At 73.2% G+C, this 18433-nt stretch carries 15 protein-coding genes; 3 read left to right on the forward strand and 12 right to left on the reverse strand.

Features of this window, described 5'->3' with window-relative positions:
- Nucleotides 1-18: 18 nt before the first annotated feature.
- The 5 genes from ACIOWN_RS29975 to ACIOWN_RS29995 all read right to left on the reverse strand — a co-directional run bounded on the left by ACIOWN_RS29975 (nt 19) and on the right by ACIOWN_RS29995 (nt 6016).
- Complete coding sequence (locus tag ACIOWN_RS29975) at nt 19-1155, reverse strand: aminopeptidase P family protein (protein WP_362354783.1); 1137 nt, start codon at nt 1153-1155, stop codon at nt 19-21.
- A gap of 167 nt (nt 1156-1322) precedes the next feature.
- Nucleotides 1323-1877 (reverse strand): PDZ domain-containing protein, encoded by a 555-nt coding sequence (locus tag ACIOWN_RS29980; RefSeq protein WP_401983864.1) that lies wholly within the window; start codon nt 1875-1877, stop codon nt 1323-1325.
- 13 nt (nt 1878-1890) lie between these two features.
- Nucleotides 1891-4053, reverse strand: a complete 2163-nt coding sequence (gene cyc2, locus ACIOWN_RS29985) for a germacradienol/geosmin synthase Cyc2 (protein ID WP_401983866.1) — start codon at nt 4051-4053, stop codon at nt 1891-1893.
- A 114-nt stretch (nt 4054-4167) separates the two neighbouring features.
- Nucleotides 4168-5346 (reverse strand): damage-control phosphatase ARMT1 family protein, encoded by a 1179-nt coding sequence (locus ACIOWN_RS29990; protein WP_401983868.1) that lies wholly within the window; start codon nt 5344-5346, stop codon nt 4168-4170.
- Between the two features lie 22 nt (nt 5347-5368).
- Nucleotides 5369-6016 carry a ScbR family autoregulator-binding transcription factor gene (locus tag ACIOWN_RS29995; protein WP_362354775.1) on the reverse strand — a complete coding sequence of 216 codons (648 nt, stop codon included), beginning with the start codon at nt 6014-6016 and terminating at the stop codon, nt 5369-5371.
- Nucleotides 6017-6232: 216 nt separating this feature from the next.
- Between ACIOWN_RS29995 and ACIOWN_RS30000 the strand changes: the two genes are divergently transcribed.
- Nucleotides 6233-7231, forward strand: a complete 999-nt coding sequence (locus ACIOWN_RS30000) for a lytic polysaccharide monooxygenase (RefSeq protein ID WP_401983870.1) — start codon at nt 6233-6235, stop codon at nt 7229-7231.
- Nucleotides 7232-7249: 18 nt separating this feature from the next.
- Here the strand turns inward: ACIOWN_RS30000 and mgtA are convergent, their stop codons facing one another.
- Both mgtA and ACIOWN_RS30010 read right to left on the reverse strand, forming a co-directional pair.
- Entirely contained in the window at nt 7250-9901 is a 2652-nt protein-coding gene (gene mgtA / locus ACIOWN_RS30005; RefSeq protein ID WP_401983871.1) for a magnesium-translocating P-type ATPase, read from the reverse strand.
- Nucleotides 9891-10247 (reverse strand): metalloregulator ArsR/SmtB family transcription factor, encoded by a 357-nt coding sequence (locus ACIOWN_RS30010; RefSeq protein WP_100566386.1) that lies wholly within the window; start codon nt 10245-10247, stop codon nt 9891-9893. The genes mgtA and ACIOWN_RS30010 overlap by 11 nt, the downstream gene beginning before the upstream one ends.
- Before the next feature lie 284 nt (nt 10248-10531).
- Between ACIOWN_RS30010 and ACIOWN_RS30015 the strand changes: the two genes are divergently transcribed.
- Entirely contained in the window at nt 10532-10987 is a 456-nt protein-coding gene (locus ACIOWN_RS30015) for a TerB family tellurite resistance protein (RefSeq protein WP_362354887.1), read from the forward strand.
- Between the two features lie 111 nt (nt 10988-11098).
- Here the strand turns inward: ACIOWN_RS30015 and ACIOWN_RS30020 are convergent, their stop codons facing one another.
- The 5 genes from ACIOWN_RS30020 to ACIOWN_RS30040 all read right to left on the reverse strand — a co-directional run bounded on the left by ACIOWN_RS30020 (nt 11099) and on the right by ACIOWN_RS30040 (nt 15501).
- The gene (locus tag ACIOWN_RS30020) at nt 11099-12058 is read right to left on the reverse strand and encodes an ABC transporter substrate-binding protein (RefSeq protein ID WP_401983873.1); all 960 of its coding nucleotides are present in this window, start codon (nt 12056-12058) and stop codon (nt 11099-11101) included.
- Between the two features lie 141 nt (nt 12059-12199).
- A complete protein-coding gene (locus ACIOWN_RS30025; protein WP_362354767.1) occupies nt 12200-12868 on the reverse strand; it encodes an ABC transporter permease in 669 nt (222 codons plus the stop codon).
- Nucleotides 12865-13581, reverse strand: coding sequence for an ABC transporter permease (locus ACIOWN_RS30030; RefSeq protein ID WP_401983875.1), 717 nt, complete (start codon nt 13579-13581; stop codon nt 12865-12867). Before ACIOWN_RS30030 ends, ACIOWN_RS30025 begins: the two co-directional genes overlap by 4 nt.
- On the reverse strand, nt 13578-14774 hold the full coding sequence (locus tag ACIOWN_RS30035) for an ABC transporter ATP-binding protein (protein ID WP_362354763.1): 1197 nt from the start codon (nt 14772-14774) through the stop codon (nt 13578-13580). The genes ACIOWN_RS30030 and ACIOWN_RS30035 overlap by 4 nt, the downstream gene beginning before the upstream one ends.
- Nucleotides 14775-15135: 361 nt before the next feature.
- Nucleotides 15136-15501: a DUF6479 family protein gene (locus tag ACIOWN_RS30040; protein ID WP_326806343.1), complete on the reverse strand. Its 366-nt coding sequence runs from the start codon at nt 15499-15501 to the stop codon at nt 15136-15138.
- A 182-nt stretch (nt 15502-15683) separates the two neighbouring features.
- On the opposite strand from ACIOWN_RS30040, the gene ACIOWN_RS30045 reads away from it, so the two are divergent.
- Nucleotides 15684-18416 carry a SpoIIE family protein phosphatase gene (locus ACIOWN_RS30045; RefSeq protein ID WP_362354761.1) on the forward strand — a complete coding sequence of 911 codons (2733 nt, stop codon included), beginning with the start codon at nt 15684-15686 and terminating at the stop codon, nt 18414-18416.
- The last annotated feature ends 17 nt before the right edge of the window (nt 18417-18433 follow it).

Here is an 18433-nt window from a genome sequence, read left to right on the forward strand (position 1 = left end):
GGTGGGGACTGCCGGTGGTCAGTCCACTATGACCATCTCCCGGGTCGTGTCGTTGAGGCGGCGGCCCCCGTCCTCGGTCACGGTGACGATGTCCTCGATGCGCACCCCGAAGCGGCCGGGCAGGTAGATGCCGGGCTCCACGGAGAAGCACATGCCGGGCACGAGGGGCTGCTCCTCGCCCTCGATCATGTACGGCGGCTCGTGCGTGGTGACGCCGATGCCGTGGCCGGTGCGGTGGATGAAGAACTCGCCGTATCCGGCCCGGGTGATGACCGCGCGGGCGGCGCGGTCGACCTCCTGGCAGGAGACGCCGGGACGTACGGCACGGAAGCCGGCCTCCTGGGCCTCGCGGACGATGTCGTGCACCCGCCGCTCCTCGTCGGTCGGCTCGCCGACGTGGACGGTGCGGGTGGTGTCGGAGCCGTAGCCGTCCTTGAGGCCGCCGAAGTCGAGGACGACCATGTCACCGCGTTCGATGACGCGGTCGCCCACCTCGTGGTGCGGGTTGGCGCCGTTGGGTCCTGAGCCGACGATGGTGAAGTCGACCTGGGAGTGCCCGAAGCGCCGCAGCAGGCCGGCGAGGTCGCCGGCGACCTCGGACTCACGGCGGCCGGAGAAGCGCACCGCGCGGATCTCCTCGAACGCGGCGTCGGCGGCCGCCCCCGCTGCCGCGAGCAGTTCCACCTCGGCCGCGTCCTTCACCGCGCGCAGCATGGGCAGGGCCTCGGTGAGGGAGGCGTACGAGGTCCCCGGCAGCGCCTGTTGCAGGGCGAGCAGATGCATGGCCCAGGTGTTGTCGCTGATGCCGAACCGGCCGCCGTCGTCGAGGAGGGCCGCGGTGACGGCGTAGGGGTCGGTGCCGTCGGTCCAGTCCCGCAGGGCCAGGGCGGACGTCCCGGGCGCCTTGGCGGCGTCCGGGGCCTCCAGGGTGGGCACGACGAGAACGGGCTCGACGCGTTCGCGTCCGGCGGCCAGCACGAGCAGCGTGAGCCGTTCGGTGACGGCGGTGGGCGCGTACCCGGTCAGCCACACCAGATCCGGCCCGGGCGCCACCAGCAGCCCGGCCAGCCCGGCCTCGGCCGCCGCCCGGGCGGCGCGTTCCAGCCGGACCCTGTAGTCGTCGGCGCTGAAGGGCGCGAGCGCGATGCCGGTCATCCGGGCCTCCGTACACGGCTGAAACGGTGAGAACCACTACGGGCAGCATCCTGCCCGCCCCCGCCGCCCGACGCGAGCCGGTTGCGAATCCCGCCCCCGGTCGCGCCCGCCTGCCGGCGGGGCGCGGGGCGGGGCAGGGGACACGGGGCGGGTCCGCGTGATCGGCGTCATGTGACGATGCCCGGGGTGACCGTCAGCTGCTGGTAGGTGCCGGTGGCGTGGCGGACCGTGAGGGGGACTGCCCGGCCCGGGTGGGAGGCGGCGACGGCGCGGGCCAGGTCCGTCGCCGTGGCCAGGCGGCTTCCGGCGAAGGTGAGGAGTACGTCGCCGCGGACCAGGCCCGCCGTGTAGCCGGGGCCGGAGACGTGGACGCCGACCACCCGGGCTCCGGGCCTGTCGTCGTCCACCACCTCCAGGCCGAGGGTCGGGCGCACCGGCGCGGGCGCGGGTGCGACGGCGGGCGCCGGAGCCGTGCGCGCCTGCGCACCCGCCTGCGGCCGCGGCCCGGTGGGGGCCTGCCGGCTCGGGCCGGCCAGCGTGGCGAGGCCGACGCCGGACAGGATCAGGACGATCCCGGCGAGCACCCCGCACGCCAGGGCCGCCAGGCGGCGGCCACGGCGGCGGCGCGGGGCGGGCGGCCGCCGTACCGGCCCGTGCTCGCCGCCGGGCTCCTGTCCGGGCATCGGCTTGGGACGCAACGCCGTCTGCTCCCTGGAGTCCATCGACCGCCTCCGGTCAGCCCACGGGGAGGGCGGAGGCCGGCACGCGGTCCGGCAGGAAGGCGTGGGCCCGGCTGCCCAGCCACTCGGACTTGTAGCGGTCGACGTTCCGGTGCCAGTTGAGGATGCCCGCCATCCAGTTCTGCAGGTCGGCGACATAGCCGATCACGGCCGCCCGAGCCTCCTCGGACAGTTCGAAGTCGTCGTGGACCACGGGCAGTTCGTGGGCGACGACATGCTCGAACTGCCGCATGCGCTGGTTGATCAGGTCCTGGACGACCTTGAGCGCGGCCGGGTAGTCGATGCCGAAGAAGTGCTGCACGACCAGGATCGCGTTGTGGATCTCACCCTCGTACTCGATCTCCTTCTGGTACGAGAAGACGTCGTTGAGCAGGCAGGCGTAGTCGACCGCCGCGTTCTCCAGGGAGCGGACCGGGCCGCTGCGGTAGACCTCCGCCGGGATGGCCGGGCCGTGTCCCATCCGGCACAGGCTCAGGGTGAGGTCGGAGCCGAAGGTGGCGCGCCGCATCTCCAGGTAGTCCACCGGGTCGGGGACACGGTTCTGGAGCTGGTTGGACAGCTCCCACACCCAGCTCTCGGTCATGGAGTCGATCGCGTGTTTCAGGGTGCGCCGCTGGTCGGGGGTCATCGCCGCGGTGGTGCGCGCCCACAGGTCGGTCAGGCTCCGCTCCATGGCGTTGAGCGGGACGGGCGCCGCCTCCCCCTCCACGGGCATGCAGGCCGACAGGCGGGCCGTGGTCGCCTTCGCGGCGGCCAGGTCGCGTCGCTGTCCGTACACCAGCGGGTAGTAGTCGTCGCCGTAGGTGCCGAAGGCGAGCCACTGGGCGCTCAGGTCGAGCGCCTCCGGCGTGGCGTCCGGGTCGATCCCGGCCGAGCACAGCGCCAGATCGTAGGCGGCGAGCTTGTCCTCGTCCCACACGCCCTCTTCGAGGATGCCCATGCGGTGGCACCAGTCGACGAGCGTTGCCCGGGAGCGGTCCAGATGGGGGCTCAGCCCCAGCGGGTAGGGCATGTGGAGGTCGGGGATGCGGGACGGGCCGACCTTCTCGAACGGCACGTGCGTGTACGCGCGCAGCCTTTCCATCCCGGCGGCCGCGAGCAGCGCGCCCACGTCTGCCGCCGAGGTGCCGGGACCCGCCGGCCGCTGCCAGGGGTTGGTGGGCCGGGCCCGCTCGTTCATGTACCGGCTGGAGCGCGTGTGCCACTCGTGGCCGCCGGACTGCCAGTCCTGCAGGCCCTTGGCGTACGCCGCCACCGCCGCCGTCTCGGCCGGGGTGAGGCCGTTCTCCAGGGCCAGCGCGGGCACTTCGGTGAGCGCGGTGTGCTCGAACTGGTGCAGACGGGAGGTGAGGACGTCGTTGACGGAGTCGGCGGCCTCCTGGGTGGTGCATCCGAAGAAGGTCTCCAGGACCAGGACACCGTTGCTCAACTCCCCTTCGTCCTCGACCTCCCGCTGGTAGGAGAACAGGTCGTTGCGCAGGTGCACGGCGTCGGAGAACGTCTCCATCAGCACCCTCAGCGGCCGGGCCTCGGCGACGGAGGCGGGCACTTCGGCGGTCGCGTACTCCACCAGCCCCGCCGACCAGGGCGCGCCGCCGACCTTGCGGCGCATCTCGATGTACTCGACGGGATTGGCGATCCGCCCCTCGTTGATGTTCGACAGCTCCCACATGGACTCGTTCAGCAGATGCTCGGTGGCCACCGCGAACCGGCGGCGCCAGTCGGCCGACATCGACGGCACCGTACGCGCCCACAGGTCGGCGAGGCCGGCCTCGACCGGGTTGCGGGGCCCGGGGACGGGGGTTTCGGGGTCGAGGGGCATGAACAGGGGAAGCCGGTCCAGGTAGGCCTTGCCGCCCCCGCGGTCCTGGCTGCGCTTGAAGGTCTCCAGGAAGTGGTCGTCGAAGAAGAAGACCCACACGTACCAGTCGGTGATGAGCGACAGGGCCGGTCCGTCGCAGTCGGGGTGGGTGTAGGCGCAGAGCAGTCCGTAGTCGTGCGCGTCGAGGTCGGACTGCTCCCAGATCCCGGAGCCCTCCAGCATGCCCATGTCGCGCGCCCATTGCGTCGAGTGGGCGCGGGCCTCGTCGACGTTCGGGTTGAGCCGCGCGGGATACGGCATGTAGAAGTGCGGGAGTTCGAAGGGCTGCTGCGTCATGGCCGGGCCCTACCCGCGACACTCCGGCACCATCCGTACGCACCAACGCGATCACTCCATCGCGTGAATTCGCACGTGAACCGGGTGGTCGCGGGGGTGGGGCGGTCCCGCGGGTCAGGTCCTGACCTGGATCAGGGCGTGCGTGCCGGCGACGCGCCAGCGCCCGCCCTCGGCGGCGTCCAGCGCGGCCTCGGTCTCCGCCTCAAGACCGGTGATCACGTCGGACTTCAGGGTGCGCAGGGCGGCGACGGGGCCGGGGAAGAAGCCGGTGGTGTCCGCGAACGGCGTGGTCGGGGGCCACAGCCGGTCGCCCACCAGCCGCCGGTAGTTGAGGTCGCCCTTGAACACGGTCAGCGCCGCCGCGGCGAACTCCTCGCGCAGGTCCGCGGGCATGTCGGCGTACGGCAGCGGGGAGCAGGAGAAGGGGTGCGCCCGGACCGTGAGCCGGCCGTCGGCCATCGCGGACCACAGGCGGCGCCCGTGGTCCGCGGCCGCGCCGGGAGCCGCCGTCAGCCGGCGTACGGCGTCGACGACGTCGGCGGTGGTGGCGTCGGAGACGTAGTACGGGTACGGCTTGACGTGCAGGACCGCCCGCCGGACGCGGCCGTGGGCGAGGAGGTGGGCGACGAGGAGGAGGTCGGGGACGAGTTCGCGGCCGGCGTTGTCGGCGACCAGGCAGAGCGTGCCGGTGCCGGAGGGCGGCAGCAGTGACCAGAGGGCCGCGCTGTCGTCGGCGACCAGGGCGGGGACGGGCGGTCCGGTCTCGGCGCCGCCCGCCGACAGCCGGAAGCCGAGGTCGGCGCGGTTGCCCCAGAGGGAGCCGTGCAGCAGGGCGTCCGCGCGCTGCGCCACAGGTTTGCCCGCCAGTTCGTCGAGCGCCGCCAGTTCCTCGTCGGTCTCCCGGGAGTCGAGTTCGGCGAGCTTGGACGGGCGGAAGGGGTCGATGCCCTGCCAGGGGCCGGGCCCGAAGTAGCCGACGGCTTCGAGGAGCCGGCGGTAGAAGTAGCTCTCGGACCACAGCCACGGCACGTCGAACCAGGAGTGCCCGGCGTACCGTTCCAGGCCCCAGGACCGCCAGCGGTCCCGGTCGGGCGCGGCGGCGGGAAGGTCCTCGATCACGCCCTCGGCGCAGCTCTGCAGGAGCGCGTCCAGGGCGCGATGCTGCTCGGGGCCGTAGGGGAAGGCGTCGCGCACCTGCCGGATGATGGCCGGGTGCCGTGCGGCCAGCACGCTGCGCGGGAAGGAACCGGGTTCGTTGCCGAGGATGACGGGCGCGGACGGGTTGGCGGGCATGCGCCTCACCGTACCCGGCGGGTCACAGGACGACGATCTCCCGCTCCAGGCGGGTGGCGAGGCTCAGATAGCGGGGGCGCCGGTGCACCGGCACCAGACCGCGGATCAGCAGGTGCCACATCTCGGTCGTGCGGCGGGGCAGCCGCGCCATGGTTTCCAGGCGCCGGCCGGCGACGCGGGTGCCGACGAAGAAGCAGACGAGGGAGTGCGCGACGGCGTGGACGTCGACGTCCTGCTGGATCTCGTACTCCTTGACGGCGCCGAGGAGTTTGCCGGTGGCGATGTCCAGCCATTCGGTGAACGGGTGCCGCAGCGGCGGCCGTACCTCGATCCCTCCGGTGGCCAGTCGCAGGCCGGCGCGGGTGACGGGGCCCTCCACGGTGAGGCGGGTGAGCGCGTAGGTGATGCGTATGAGGGCCTCGAGCGACGAGTAGCCCTGCTCGTCCACGCGGTTGGTGACCTGCTGGGCGGCCCGGGACTGCAACTCCAGGATGGCGTGGGCCAGATCCTCCTTGGCCGCGAAGTGGAAGTACAGCGCGCCCTTGGTGACGTGTGCGTGTGCGACGATGTCGCTCAGGCTGGTCCGTTCGTAGCCGTGCCGGTCGAACAGGTCGGCGGCGGCTGTGATGATCGTCGCGCGGGTCTGTTCGGCACGTAACTGCCTCGGCATGGACAGAACACTCCCGGGGCCGTAACGAACGGGGCGGACCGTTTGTTTCTCACTCCGCGTACACGATAGCTCACGGCTACGAGGCGTCCACCAGGGCCCCTTGGGCCCCTGACGTCACCGGCCGTGCTCGGGAAACCCGCTTGAACGCTCCGCGCCCGCCGCCCGTACTGGACCGGACAGCACTCCGTTTTCCCGCCCGCCAGGAGACGCCTCCCGATGACCCGGACGACCGCGCCCCTCAGGGGCACCGCAGCCGCCGTGGCGGTGTCGGCCCTGCTCACGTTGTGGGCGGCGGGGCCCGCCCGGGCGCACGGCGCCCCGACCGACCCGGTCAGCCGGGTGTACGCCTGCTCGCCGGACGGCGGTTGGGCCGGTACTGCGGCCTGCCGGGCGGCCGTCGCCGCGAACGGCGGAGCCCCCTTCACCGCCTGGGACAACCTGCGGGTGGCGAACGTGGGCGGCCGGGACCGCCAGGTCGTCCCCGACGGAAGGCTCTGCAGCGGAGGACTGCCCGCGTACAAGGGCCTCGACCTCGCCCGCACCGACTGGCCGTCGACCCGTCTGACGCCGGGCGCGAGGCTCAGCATGTCGTACGCCTCGACGATCCCGCACGAGGGCACGTTCAGGCTCTATCTGACCAGGCCGGGCTACGACCCGACGAAGCCGCTGACCTGGTCGGACCTGCCCGAGCGCCCCTTCGCCGAGGTCAAGGACGCGCCGCTGACGGGCGGCGCGTACCGCATCGGCGCGACCCTCCCGGCCGACCGGACGGGCCGCCATGTCCTCTTCACCGTCTGGCAGAACAGCAGCACCCCGGACACCTACTACTCGTGCTCGGACGTGGTGTTCGCGAAGGCGACGAACGCGACGGCCGGCACGGGCGGTCCGGGCGGCACAGGCGGAACGGCCGGACCGGCCGGGCAGGGTGACTCCGGCCCCTCGGCCGGGAGCCCGGCCACCGGTACGCCGAAGCCGGACACCCGGAGCCCGGGCGCCGGCCGTTCGCACGAGTCGCACACGACGGCTCCGGCGCGGCAGACCCCCGACTCCGCCGCCGCCCAGGCGCGTTCGGCCGCTCCCGACAGCAGCCCGGTGGCGTCCGCGACCGACGCCCCCAGCCAGGGCCCCTCCGCGCCCCTGCTGGCGGCCGGCGCCGCCGCGGTGCTGGTGCTCACCGCGGGCGTCGCCCTGGCCCTGCGGCTGCGGAGCCGCTGAAACCGCCCGCGCCCGTCGTCAGTTGACGCGGGCGGGCGCGCCCTCCTCGGTCACCGGGGTCTTGGTGCCGGGCGCGTCGGCGCCCGGCACCCGCCGCTCGTACCGTCGGACCGCCGCCGCGAGGGCGAGTCCGTACGGAACGAGGACGACGGCGAGCAGGAGGTAGTAGGGCAGCGGAAGTCCCGTCATGCCCAGCGGCGGACCCAGCGGACTGGCCGGGAGCAGCAGCCCGACGAGGGCGAGGACGGCCGCCGCCCTGCCCACGGGTCCGGGCAGCCGTCGCCGGCCGCCCTCGCCCCGGCCGGTGCGCAGGAGCACCATCACCAGGGCCTGGGTCAGCAGGTTCTCGGTGAACCAGGCCGAGTGGAAGACGGCCTCGTCGTTCAGCGCGTCGGGCCCCCACAGGACGAGGGCGAGGACGGCGAAGGTGGCGAAGTCCGCGACCGCGTTGAGCGCGCCGAACCCGGTGATGAACCGCAGGAAGGCGCGCGGCCGCAGCACGGTCGGGCGGCGCAGCGCCGCCCTTCCCGGACGGTCGTGGGCGAACGACGACTGGGCCGCGTCGAAGCAGAGGTTCTGCACGAGCACCTGCACCGGGAGCATCGGCAGGAAGGGCAGCAGCAGGCCCGCGACGAGCATCGCTATCACGTTGCCGAGGTTGGAGGAGAGCGTGACGCGCAGGTAGGAGGCGATGTTGCCGCTGGCCCGCCGGCCGGCCGTCACGGCGTGGCCGATCGCGGTGAGGTCCTTGTCGGCGAGCACCACGTCGGCGCTCCCCCGGGCGATGCCGCAGGCCGCCCGGGGCGCGACGCCGACGTCGGCGGTCCGCAGCGCGGGCACGTCGTTGGCGCCGTCACCGAGGAAGCCGACGGTGTGTCCCGCGGCCCGCAGCGCGGCGACGACCCTGGCCTTGTCGTCCGGTGTGCAGCGGGCGAAGACGGTGGTACGGGCGGCGGCGGCCGCGAGGGCGCCGTCCCCGCCGGGCCCCGGGCCCACGGTGTGCACCTCCCCCACGTCGATCCCCAGGTCACGGCAGACGCGCGCCGCCGTGCCGGGGTGGTCGCCAGTGAGGATCTTGACGGTGACACCGGCCTCGGCGAGCCCGCGCAGGGCCTCGGCCGCGGTCGGCGCGAGCGCGTCGCGGAAGGCGATCAGGCCCCGGAAGGTCAGCCCGCGTTCGTCGGCGGGGGTGTAGTCGCCGGTGCGGGCGGCGCGGTCGGCCGTGGCGAGGGCCAGCAGCCGCAGCCCGGCGTCCGCCTCCCGCGCGGCGAGCCGGCGCAGCCGCTCGCGCTCGGCGGGCTCCAGCGCGCAGCGCTCCAGTACGTCCTCCACGGCGCCCCGGACGATGAGGACGTGCCGGCCGAACCGGCCCCGCACCACGGCGGTGGCCAGGCGCCGCACCGGGTCGAAGGGGACGGCGGCGACCCCGTCGTGCTCCTCGCCGACCGCTCCGGCGGCCTCCAGGAGCGCCTCGTCGAGCGCGTCGGGCGCGGGCAGTTCGGCGAGCTGGAGGCTCCACCAGGCGCCGACCGCGGCCCAGCGCAGCACCTCGGGGTCGTCGTGGCCGTCGGCGTCCAGGGCCCGTTCGACGACGGGCCGGTCCTGGGTGAGGGTGCCGGTCTTGTCGACGCAGAGCACGTCGACGGCCCCCAGGTCGTGCAGGGCGGGCAGCCGCTTGACGATGACGCCGTGCGCCCCCGCGAGCTGCCGGGTGCCGCGGGCCAGGCAGAGGGTGACGATCACGGGCAGCATCTCGGGGGTGAGCCCGACGGCCACCGCCACGGCGAAGGGTAGGGTCTCCAGACCGCGCCCGCGCAGCGCCGCGTTGGCCATCAGCACCAGCGGCGGCGTCAGCAGCATGAACCGGATGAGCACCCAGGAGATGCCCCGCACGGAGCGGTCGAAGGCGCTGTCGAAGGCGCTGGGGCCCGTCCGGCCCGCGCGCCCGAGGCCCGCCGTGCCGTGGGCGGCGGCGAACCGCGTCCGCTCCCCCGTCTCCACCACCACGGCGGTGGCCGTGCCGGTGGCGACGCTGCTGCCCTGGAAGCACAGGTGCGGCTGCCCGAACGGGCCCCGCTCACCGAGCCCCGGCTCCTCCACGGCCGCCTTGGCGACCGGGGCGGACTCGCCGGTGAGCGCGGCCTGATGCACGGTGAGCCCGCGGGCGCGCAGCAGTCTTACGTCGGCCGGTACGAGGTCGCCGGGGCCGAGCCGGAGCACGTCGCCCGGCACCAGCTCGGTGACCGGGACCTCTCGGGCGCGCGGCTCCTCCCCGCCGGCCGTGCGCCGCAGCACGGTGGCGGTGCCGGCCACCAGTTCGCGCAGGGCGGCCATGGACCGGTCGGCCCGGTGCTCGCCGGTCGCGCGCAGTACGCAGCTGACCGCGACCAGGCCGAGGATCACCGCGGCGGTTCCCCAGGAGGCGACGAGGGTGGAGACGAGGCCGAGGCAGAGCAGTACGGCCGTGAACGGGTCCCGCAGGGAGCGCATCCACCGCAGGGGCCAGGACGGGGTGCGTACCTCGGGAACCGTGTTCTCGCCGACCGCCGCGAGCCGGGCCTCCGCCTCGGCGTCGGTCAGTCCGCGCGGGCCGCTGTCGAGCCGGCGCAGTACCTGGAGGGGTGTTCCGTCGGGCGAGGCCGGGCGGGCCGCCGCGAGCTCAGAGGCCACGGAGGCGGTGCGCCGGGGCGCCGACGGCGGCGCCCCGGTCGGTGAGCCGGGCCACCGTGAGCCGTACCACGTCGACCACGTCGGGGTCGTCGACGAAGTAGACCTGCCGCCTGCCCTCGCGGCGGGAGCGGACGAGCCCGGCGAGCTTCAGCTTGGTGAGGTGCTGGCTGACCGCGGGCAGCGCGCCGCCGACCCGCTCCGCGAGCCCGGTGACGTCGCTCTCGCCCTGGGCCAGGGCCCACACGATGTGCAGCCGGGCGGGCGAGGCGAGCAGCCCGAAGGCCGCGGCCGCCTCCGCGAGCACGTCGGCGGGCGGATCCTCGAAGCCACTGCCGGCTGCCGCCACGGTCGTCTTCCTCCTGTTCGCGCGCACTGATCGCGCACACTGATCGCACACGCTGGTCGCGCGGACTGTTCGCGCGAGCTCTTCCCGCGCTCGCCCGCACGCCCGGTACGGGCCGCCCCAGTCTAGGCGGCCCGGCCCGGAAGGAACCCGCCGGAGCCCGCCGGGAACCCGCCGGAGCCCGCGACGACGTCGGCCGGAACTTATCCGTCGCCCCGTCAGTTTCTACGTTGCTGTAGATGCAGCACGGACGTGTCAGTCCACCCGACACCACACTTGGAGAGCACATGGCCCTGTGGGACCGCATCAAGGACTCCGCGACGCAGATGCAGACCCAGCTCGTGGCGAAGAAGAACGACCTGAAGAGCGGTGCCTTCCGGGACGCGAGCATGGCGATGTGCGCCCTCGTGGCCGCCGCCGACGGCACCGTCGACCCTTCGGAGCGTCAGCGTGTCGCGCAGCTGATCGCCACCAACGAGGTACTGCAGAACTTCCCCGCGGACGACCTGCGCCGCCGCTTCGAGGAGAACCTGGACAAGCTGACCGCCGACTTCGACTTCGGCAAGGTCAGCGTGTTGCAGGAGATCGCCAAGGCGAAGAAGAAGCCGGCCGAGGCGCGTGCCGTGGTCCAGATCGGCATCGTCATCGGCGGCGCGGACGGCGACTTCGACAAGACCGAGCAGGCCATGGTGCGCGAGGCCTGCTTCGCCCTGGGCCTGCCGCCGCACGAGTTCGACCTCTGAGCCGGCGGGTCCTCACGGCTCCCGCCTCGCCGGGTGCCGGACGGTCGTCCGTCCGGCACCCTGCGAGCGGGCGGTTCGCGGCCCCGCGGGCCCGTGTCCCACCGGCGTCGGTCAGTCGAGACCCACGGACTTCAGCCACGCCTTGGCCACGTCGAGCGGGTCCTTGTTCTGCGACTGCACCTGGGTGTCCATGTCCAGCAGGGCGGCCGTGTCCAGCTTGGCGGAGACGGCGTTGAGCGCGTCGACGCCCTTCTGGTCGAGGCCGGACTTGTACACCAGCGGCTGCACGTTCTCGAAGCCGAAGAGGTTCTTCGGGTCCTGGAGGACGACGAACTTCTCCTTGGCGATGGTCGGATCCGTGGTGAACAGGTCGGCGACCTGCACGGTGTTCTTCTTCAGCGCCGCCTGGGTCAGCGGGCCGCCCGCGTCCAGCGCCTTGAAGGACTTGAACTCCAGCCCGTACTCGGACTTCAGGCCCTTCAGACCCTGCTGCCGGGCCTGGAACTCCGGCGAGCCGCCGATGACCAGGTCCTTGGCGGCGTCCTTGAGGTCCGCGATGGACGACTTGCCGGTGAGGCCGTACTTCTTCGCCGTCGCGGCGTTGACGGTGACGGAGTCCTTGTCCTCGGCGGGCGCCGGCTCGAGCAGCGTGAGACCGGAGTCCAGCTTCGCGCCGATGGCGGCCGTCGTCGCCTCGACCGACTCCGGGGCGGCCTTGGAGTCGAGGTAGGCCAGCAGTGCCCCGTTGTACTCGGGCAGCACGGTGATCGAGCCGTTCTTGAGCAGACCGTAGGTGGCCTCCCGGCTGCCGATGTTGGGCTTGTACTCGACCTTGATGCCCTTGGCTTTCAGGGCCTCGCCGTAGATGTCGGCGATCAGGATGCTCTCGGCGAAGTTGTTGGAGCCGACGACGACTTTGCCGCCGCTCGCCCTGCCCTCCGCGAGCGGGTCCTTGCCGGAGGAGCCGCCGGACGAACACCCCGCGAGGAGCGCCGAGGCGGCGGCGAGCGCGACCGCGGCCGCCCCGACGTGGCTCTTGCTGGACCTGGTGCTCTTCGTGTTGGAAGTCACAATTCCCGTTCCGGCTGAGAGGTTGTTCGGGCGCATGGCAGCGGCGGCAGCACGCGGGGCGCGATTGCCGCGCTTTGATCCAATCCAGCCGCTTCTTCGTCAGTCAAGAGGCGCCGGGTCACCGATCGGCCTCGATGGGTGTCAGCCGCCATGGCGCACCCCGGGCGACACCGTCACCCGCGCGACCGCCCAGAACACCGCGAGCGTCGCCAGCGCCATCACGGCGACCAGCGCGGCACCGCCCACGACCTTCTCGTAGTCGTGCTGGTAGAGGCCGTCGACGATGTACCGGCCGAGGCCGCCGAGGCTGACGTACGCCGCGATGGTGGCGGTGGAGACGATCTGGATGGCCGCCGAGCGCAGTCCGCTGAGGATCAGCGGGAGGGCGACGGGCAGTTCGACCTGGAACAGGACGCGCGACTCGGACATGCCCATGCCGCGGGCGGCGTCCACAGGCGAGGGATCGACGGAGCGCATCGCCTCGTAGCTCGTGATCAGGATCGGCGGGACGGCGAGGACGACCAGCGGGATCATCACGGGTGTCCTGCCGAAGCCGAGCAGGATGACCATCAGCACCAGCAGGCCGAAGCTGGGCAGCGCCCGCCCGGCGGTGGCGATCAGGGCGAGGGCGTTGCCACCGCGCCCGTAGTGCCCGGTGAGCAGGCCGACCGGCAGTCCGATGACGGCGGCCAGGCCCAGGGCCATCAGGGAGTACTGGATGTGCTCGACGAGGCGCGTGGGGATGCCGTCGTAGCCCTTCCAGTGGGCGGCGTCGCTGAAGAAGGCGTTGATGAAGTGCAGTACGTTCACCGGGCTGCGTCCTCCAGTGCGGGCGTGGCCGGTTCGGGCCGGTCCCCGGCGTCCGTCGCGGGGTGGTGGCGGGTGCCGCGCGGCATCCAGGGGGTCAGCAGCAGGCGGACGAGGACGAGGACACCGTCGACGACGACCGCCAGGGCCGCCGTGGTGAAGACGGAGTTCCAGGCGAGTTCGGGCCGGTTGTAGATCTGCGCGTCGTGCAGCAGATTGCCCAGGGCGCCCTGGTTGCCGATCAGCATCCCGACGCTGACGAGCGAGATGCTGGAGACGGCGGCCACCCGCAGCCCGGCGATGATGGCGGGCACCGCGATCGGCAACTGCACCTGGAGATAACGGCGTACGGGTCCCAGGCCCATGGCGGTGGCCGCGGCCAGGGTCTCCTGCGGCACCGAACGGACGCCGTCGACGATCGCCGGGACGAGCACGACGAGGCTGTAGACGGCGAGCGGGATCATCACGGTCAGCTCGGTCTGGCCGGTGTAGTCGATGAGGACGACGAAGAACGCCAGCGACGGGATCGCGTACAGCACGGTCGTCAGGCCGAGCACCGGCGGGTACAGCCAGCGGAACCGCACGCAGAGCTGGGCGAGCGGCAGGGCGGCGAGAAGACCGGCCAGCACCGGCAGCAGGGCCTCGCGCAGATGCAGCCCGATCAGGCCGAGCCAGGTGTGCTGGAGGTCGCTCGGAATGTCGAAGAATCGGTTCATCCGGCGACCCCGGCCTCGGCGCCGGCCTCTGCTCCGGCGCCGGCGCCGGCCTCCGCCGCGGTCCCCGCGGCGGGCTGCGCCCCGGTACGCCCCTCAGCGTGGGCGCTGCGAATCGCCTCGCCGATGGTCTGCTGCGAGACGACGCCGACCGCGCGGCCGGTGCCGTCCACGGCGACCGCCCAGCCCGTCGGCGAGAGGACGGCGCCGTCGAGGGCGGCACGCAGCGAATCGGTGCCGTACTCGAAGGGCCGCCCGTGGGACAGGAGCCGTGCCACGTCGAGGGGGCCGTCGGCCGGCGCGGCGGTCTCGCTCCAGCCGAGCGGCCTGCCGTCGGCGTCGGTGACGAGGAGGTACGGAACACCGGGGGTGACGCGGGCGGCGATCTGCTCGGCGGTGGAGTCGGCGGTGACGATCGGGGTCGTCGTCAGCTCCAGTCCCCCGGAGGCGAAGAAGGAGAGCCGGCGGATGCCGCGGTCGATGCCGAGGAAGTCCTCGACGAAGGCGTCGGCGGGCGCGGAGAGCAGTTCGGCGGGCGGCGCGTACTGGGCGAGCCGGCCGCCGGTGCGCAGGACCGCGACCATCGTCCCGATCTTCACGGCCTCGTCGATGTCGTGCGTGACGAAGACGATGGTCTTGCCCAGCTCCTCCTGGATGCGCAGCAGTTCGTCCTGGAGGCCCTTGCGCACCACCGGGTCCACGGCGGAGAACGGCTCGTCCATCAGCAGCACCGGCGGGTCGGCGGCGAGCGCCCGCGCCACACCGACGCGCTGCTGCTGGCCGCCGGAGAGCTGGTACGGGTAGCGCTTGGCGAGCGAGGCGTCGAGGCCGACCCGCTCCATCAGCTCCGCCGCCCGCGCCCGCGCCTTCTGTCTGCCCCAGCCGAGCAGGCGGGGCACGGTCGCGATGTTGTCGACGATCGTGCGGTGCTGGAAGAGCCCCGCGTTCTGGATGACGTACCCCATCGACCGGCGCAGCGTGTTGACGGGCTGGTCCTGGATGTCGACGCCGTCGAGGAGGATGGTGCCCCCGGTCGGCTCCACCATCCGGTTGATCATGCGCAGAGTGGTGGTCTTGCCACATCCCGACGGTCCGACGAGGACGGTGATCGAGCGGTCCGGTATCTCGAGCGAGAGCCGGTCGACCGCCAGCGTGCCGTCCGGATACCGCTTGGTGACTGAATCTATCCGTATCAAAACGCCGAATACCCTTCGGGTCTGGCAGGAGCTGTCCGCTCTCGGCCAAGATCGCGCGGGCCGTTGCGGGAAGAGTCCGAGCACCTTGTGACGTGCGACATCCGCACGCGACACCCCCGTCCCCCGTAACCGCACCGTGCGCAAGCTGTGAGCCCGGCGCGCGGGCCCGCCCGACCGGACGGTTCCCAGGCCCCGTGGCGCCTTTCGACACCGACGCCTACCCAGCATCGCGCCCGCGACACCGGCAGGGCCACGCGATCCACGCCACGTCCCGCACGCGGCCCCCGGCGCCCCGGTCCCGACATGGGGCGGGGGCGGGCCCGAAGGCCCGTCCCCTTGACGGGTGCGGCGCGGGGCCGGGTCAGGTCCGGCCGGGACCGCCGCCGCCGAAGGATCCGCTGCTGCCCGGGTACCAGCGCCGCCGGTGCTGGTCCTGGCTGCGGCGGGTTCCGGTGGCGTGCAGCTCATAGGGCATGAGTCGCTCCCCGTCGTCCGGGTGGAGCTCGTCCAGCTCCCGCATCTCACTGATCTCGTGGACGGCGCCGGTGACCGGCAGGTGCGGCTGCTCCGCCTCGGTCGGCCGGTCCGGCTCGCGGCGCATCACACCGATGCCCATGCCGACCGCCCACACCAGAGCGATCACGATGACGAGTCCGCCCATGAACGCGCCGAAGGTGGCCCACACATTGGGCGCCGCAGCCAGCACGGCGTAGGAGGCCATGTCCATGTCTTCCACCCGCCTCACCAAGGAAAGCGAAGAGTGCCGGTGGCGCCGATGACGCCACCTGTGTCCCATATTGTCCCACCGTAGGAGTGCCCCGCAAAAGGTCCGCGACTCGCGGGGGTGCCCCGCGCCCTCGGTGGCCGCCGGTGACTCCGCCCTGGCCGCCGGTGCTGGAAGATGTACCCATGGCCGGATTTCTGCGCGGGCCAGAAAAACGGCGGCGTCCGAAGCCGGGCGTGCGCAGCTTCGCCGCGCAGGCGTTCGCCCTCCAGATGCTGATGCTGCTGGTGCTCATCGTCGCCGCCGGTGCCGTCCTCGTCCTCCAGACCCGGAGCAACAGCCTGGCCGACGCCCGGCACCGCACGCGCTCCGTGGCCGACTCCTTCGCCAGTGCCCCGGGCACGGCGGCCGCCCTCGACAGCCGCGATCCGACGGCGCTTCTCCAGCCGCGCGCCGAGGAGGCCCGGAAGCGGACCGGTGTGGCCTTCGTGGTCGTGTACCGGCCGGACGGGATCCGGCTCACGCACCCCGACACCGGCCTGATCGGCAAGCACGTCATCGGTCCGTACCGGCAGGCGGCCCGGGGCAGGTCCTTCACGGAGGTCGTCGCAGCGAGCCGCGGCCCCGCGGTCGACTCGGTCGTGCCCGTCTTCCGGACGGACGGCTCGGTCGCCGGCGTGGTGGACGTCGCGATCACGCTGGAGACGGTGAACGCGATGGTCATGGACCAGTTGCCGGTCCTGCTCGGGGGCGTGGGGGGAGCGCTCGTGCTGGCCACGTGCGGGGCGGCGTGGGCGAGCAGCCGGCTGCGACGGCAGACCCACGGTCTGGGCCACGTGGAGCTGACGCGGATGTACGAGCACCACGACGCCGTCCTGCACTCCGTGCGGGAGGGTGTCCTCGTCGTCTCCGGCGAGGGCCGGCTGCTGCTGGCCAACGACGAGGCGCGGCGGCTGCTGGACCTGCCGGCGGACGCGGAGGGGCGCCGGATCGACGACCTCGGCCTGGAGCCGCGGGTGGTCGGGCTGCTGTGCTCCGGACGGGTGGCCAGCGACGAGGTGCTCCCCGCGGGGGACCGGCTGCTGATCGCCAACACCCGGCTCACGGACCGCGCGGGAGGACCGGCCGGCAGTGTGACGACGCTGCGGGACACGACGGAGCTGCGCGCCCTCTCGGGCCGGGTCGAGGAGGCGCAGGAGCGGCTGCGGCTGCTGTACGACGCCGGGGCCCGGGTCGGCACCACCCTGGACGTCCTACGGACCGCCGAGGAGCTGGCGGAGGTCGCCGTCCCCCGGTTCGCCGACCTGGTCACCGTGGAGCTGCTGGAGCCCGTCCTGCGCGGTGACGAGCCGACGGACATGGCGGACATGCGCCGCGCGGTCAACCTCGGCGACAGCGTGGACCCGCCCGTCTTCCCCGTGGGCGGGCGGGTCACCTGGCTGCCCGGCTCCCCCATGGCGGTGGCGCTGGAGAGCGGTCACGCGGTCCTGGAGGCCGATCTGACCACCCACCACTGGCGGGTCCGGAACCCGGAAACGGCCGGAAGGATCCTCGACCACGGGATCCGCTCGCTCATCGCCGTGCCGATGCGGGCGCGGGGCGTCGTCCTGGGGCTGGCCGACTTCTGGCGGACGGACCGGCGCGGCCCCTTCGAGGACGAGGACGTCTCCCTCGCCGAGGAGCTGGTCGCGCGGGCGGCCGTGTCCGTGGACAACGCCCGCCGCTACACCCACGCGCACGGCGTCGCCGTCACCCTGCAGCGCAGCCTGCTGCCCCGGGGGCGGCCCGAGCAGGACGCCCTTGAGGTGGCCCACCGCTATCTGCCCGCGCAGGCCGGTGTCGGCGGGGACTGGTTCGACGTGATCCCGCTGCCGGGCGCGCGCGTGGCCCTCGTCGTCGGCGACGTCGTCGGGCACGGGCTGCACGCCGCCGCCACCATGGGGCGCCTGCGCACCGCCGTCCTCAACTTCTCGGCCCTGGACCTGCCGCCGGACGAGATCCTGGTCCACCTCGACGAACTGGTCGCCCGGATCGACCAGGACCGGTCGGCCGAGGACGAGGCCGACCCGATCACGGGGGCCACCTGCCTGTACGCGATCTACGACCCCACGGGCGGCTGCTGCACCGTGGCGAGGGCGGGCCACCCCGGACCCGCGCTGGTACGCCCCGACGGCACGGTGCACTTCCCCGAGGTGCCGGCCTCCCCGCCGCTCGGCCTGGCGGCGGGCCTGCCCGTCGAGACCACCGAGCTGCGCCTGGCGCCGGAATCGCTGCTGGTCCTGTACACCGACGGGCTGGTCGCGGAGCGGGACAGGGACATCGGCACCGGTCTCGCCCTGCTGCGCGACACCCTGGCAGGCCGGCCCGACCGCAGCCCGGAGGAGACGTGCCGGGCGGTGATCGACGCCCTGCTGCCCGCGCGCCCCAGCGACGACGTGGCGCTCCTGGTCGCCCGCACGCGGCTGCTGGACCCGGCGGACGTCGTGGGGTGGGACGTGCCCAGCGACTCCGCGTCCGTCGCCCGGGTGCGCGCGGCGTGCTCCCGGCAACTGGACGCGTGGGGACTTCAGGAGGTGGGTTTCGACACCGAGCTGATGCTCAGCGAACTGGTCACCAACGCCATCCGCTACGGCAGCGACCCGATCCGGGTCCGGCTGCTGCGCGACCGGGCCACCCTCATCTGCGAGGTCTGTGACGGCAGCAGCACCTCACCGCACCCGCGCCGCGCCGCCCTCACGGACGAGGGCGGACGCGGCCTGTTCCTCGTCGCCCAGCTGGCCCGCCGCTGGGGCACCAGGTACACCCCCCACGGCAAGGTCATCTGGACCGAACAGCCCCTGCACGGCGACAAGGAACCGCAGCTCGACCGAGACCTGGGCGACCTGTTGCTCGACCAGTGGGACGACGAGCCACCGTGACGGCCACCCGTCCCACG

The sequence above is a fragment of the Streptomyces sp. NPDC087787 genome (genome assembly GCF_044743035.1).
Taxonomy (GTDB): domain Bacteria; phylum Actinomycetota; class Actinomycetes; order Streptomycetales; family Streptomycetaceae; genus Streptomyces.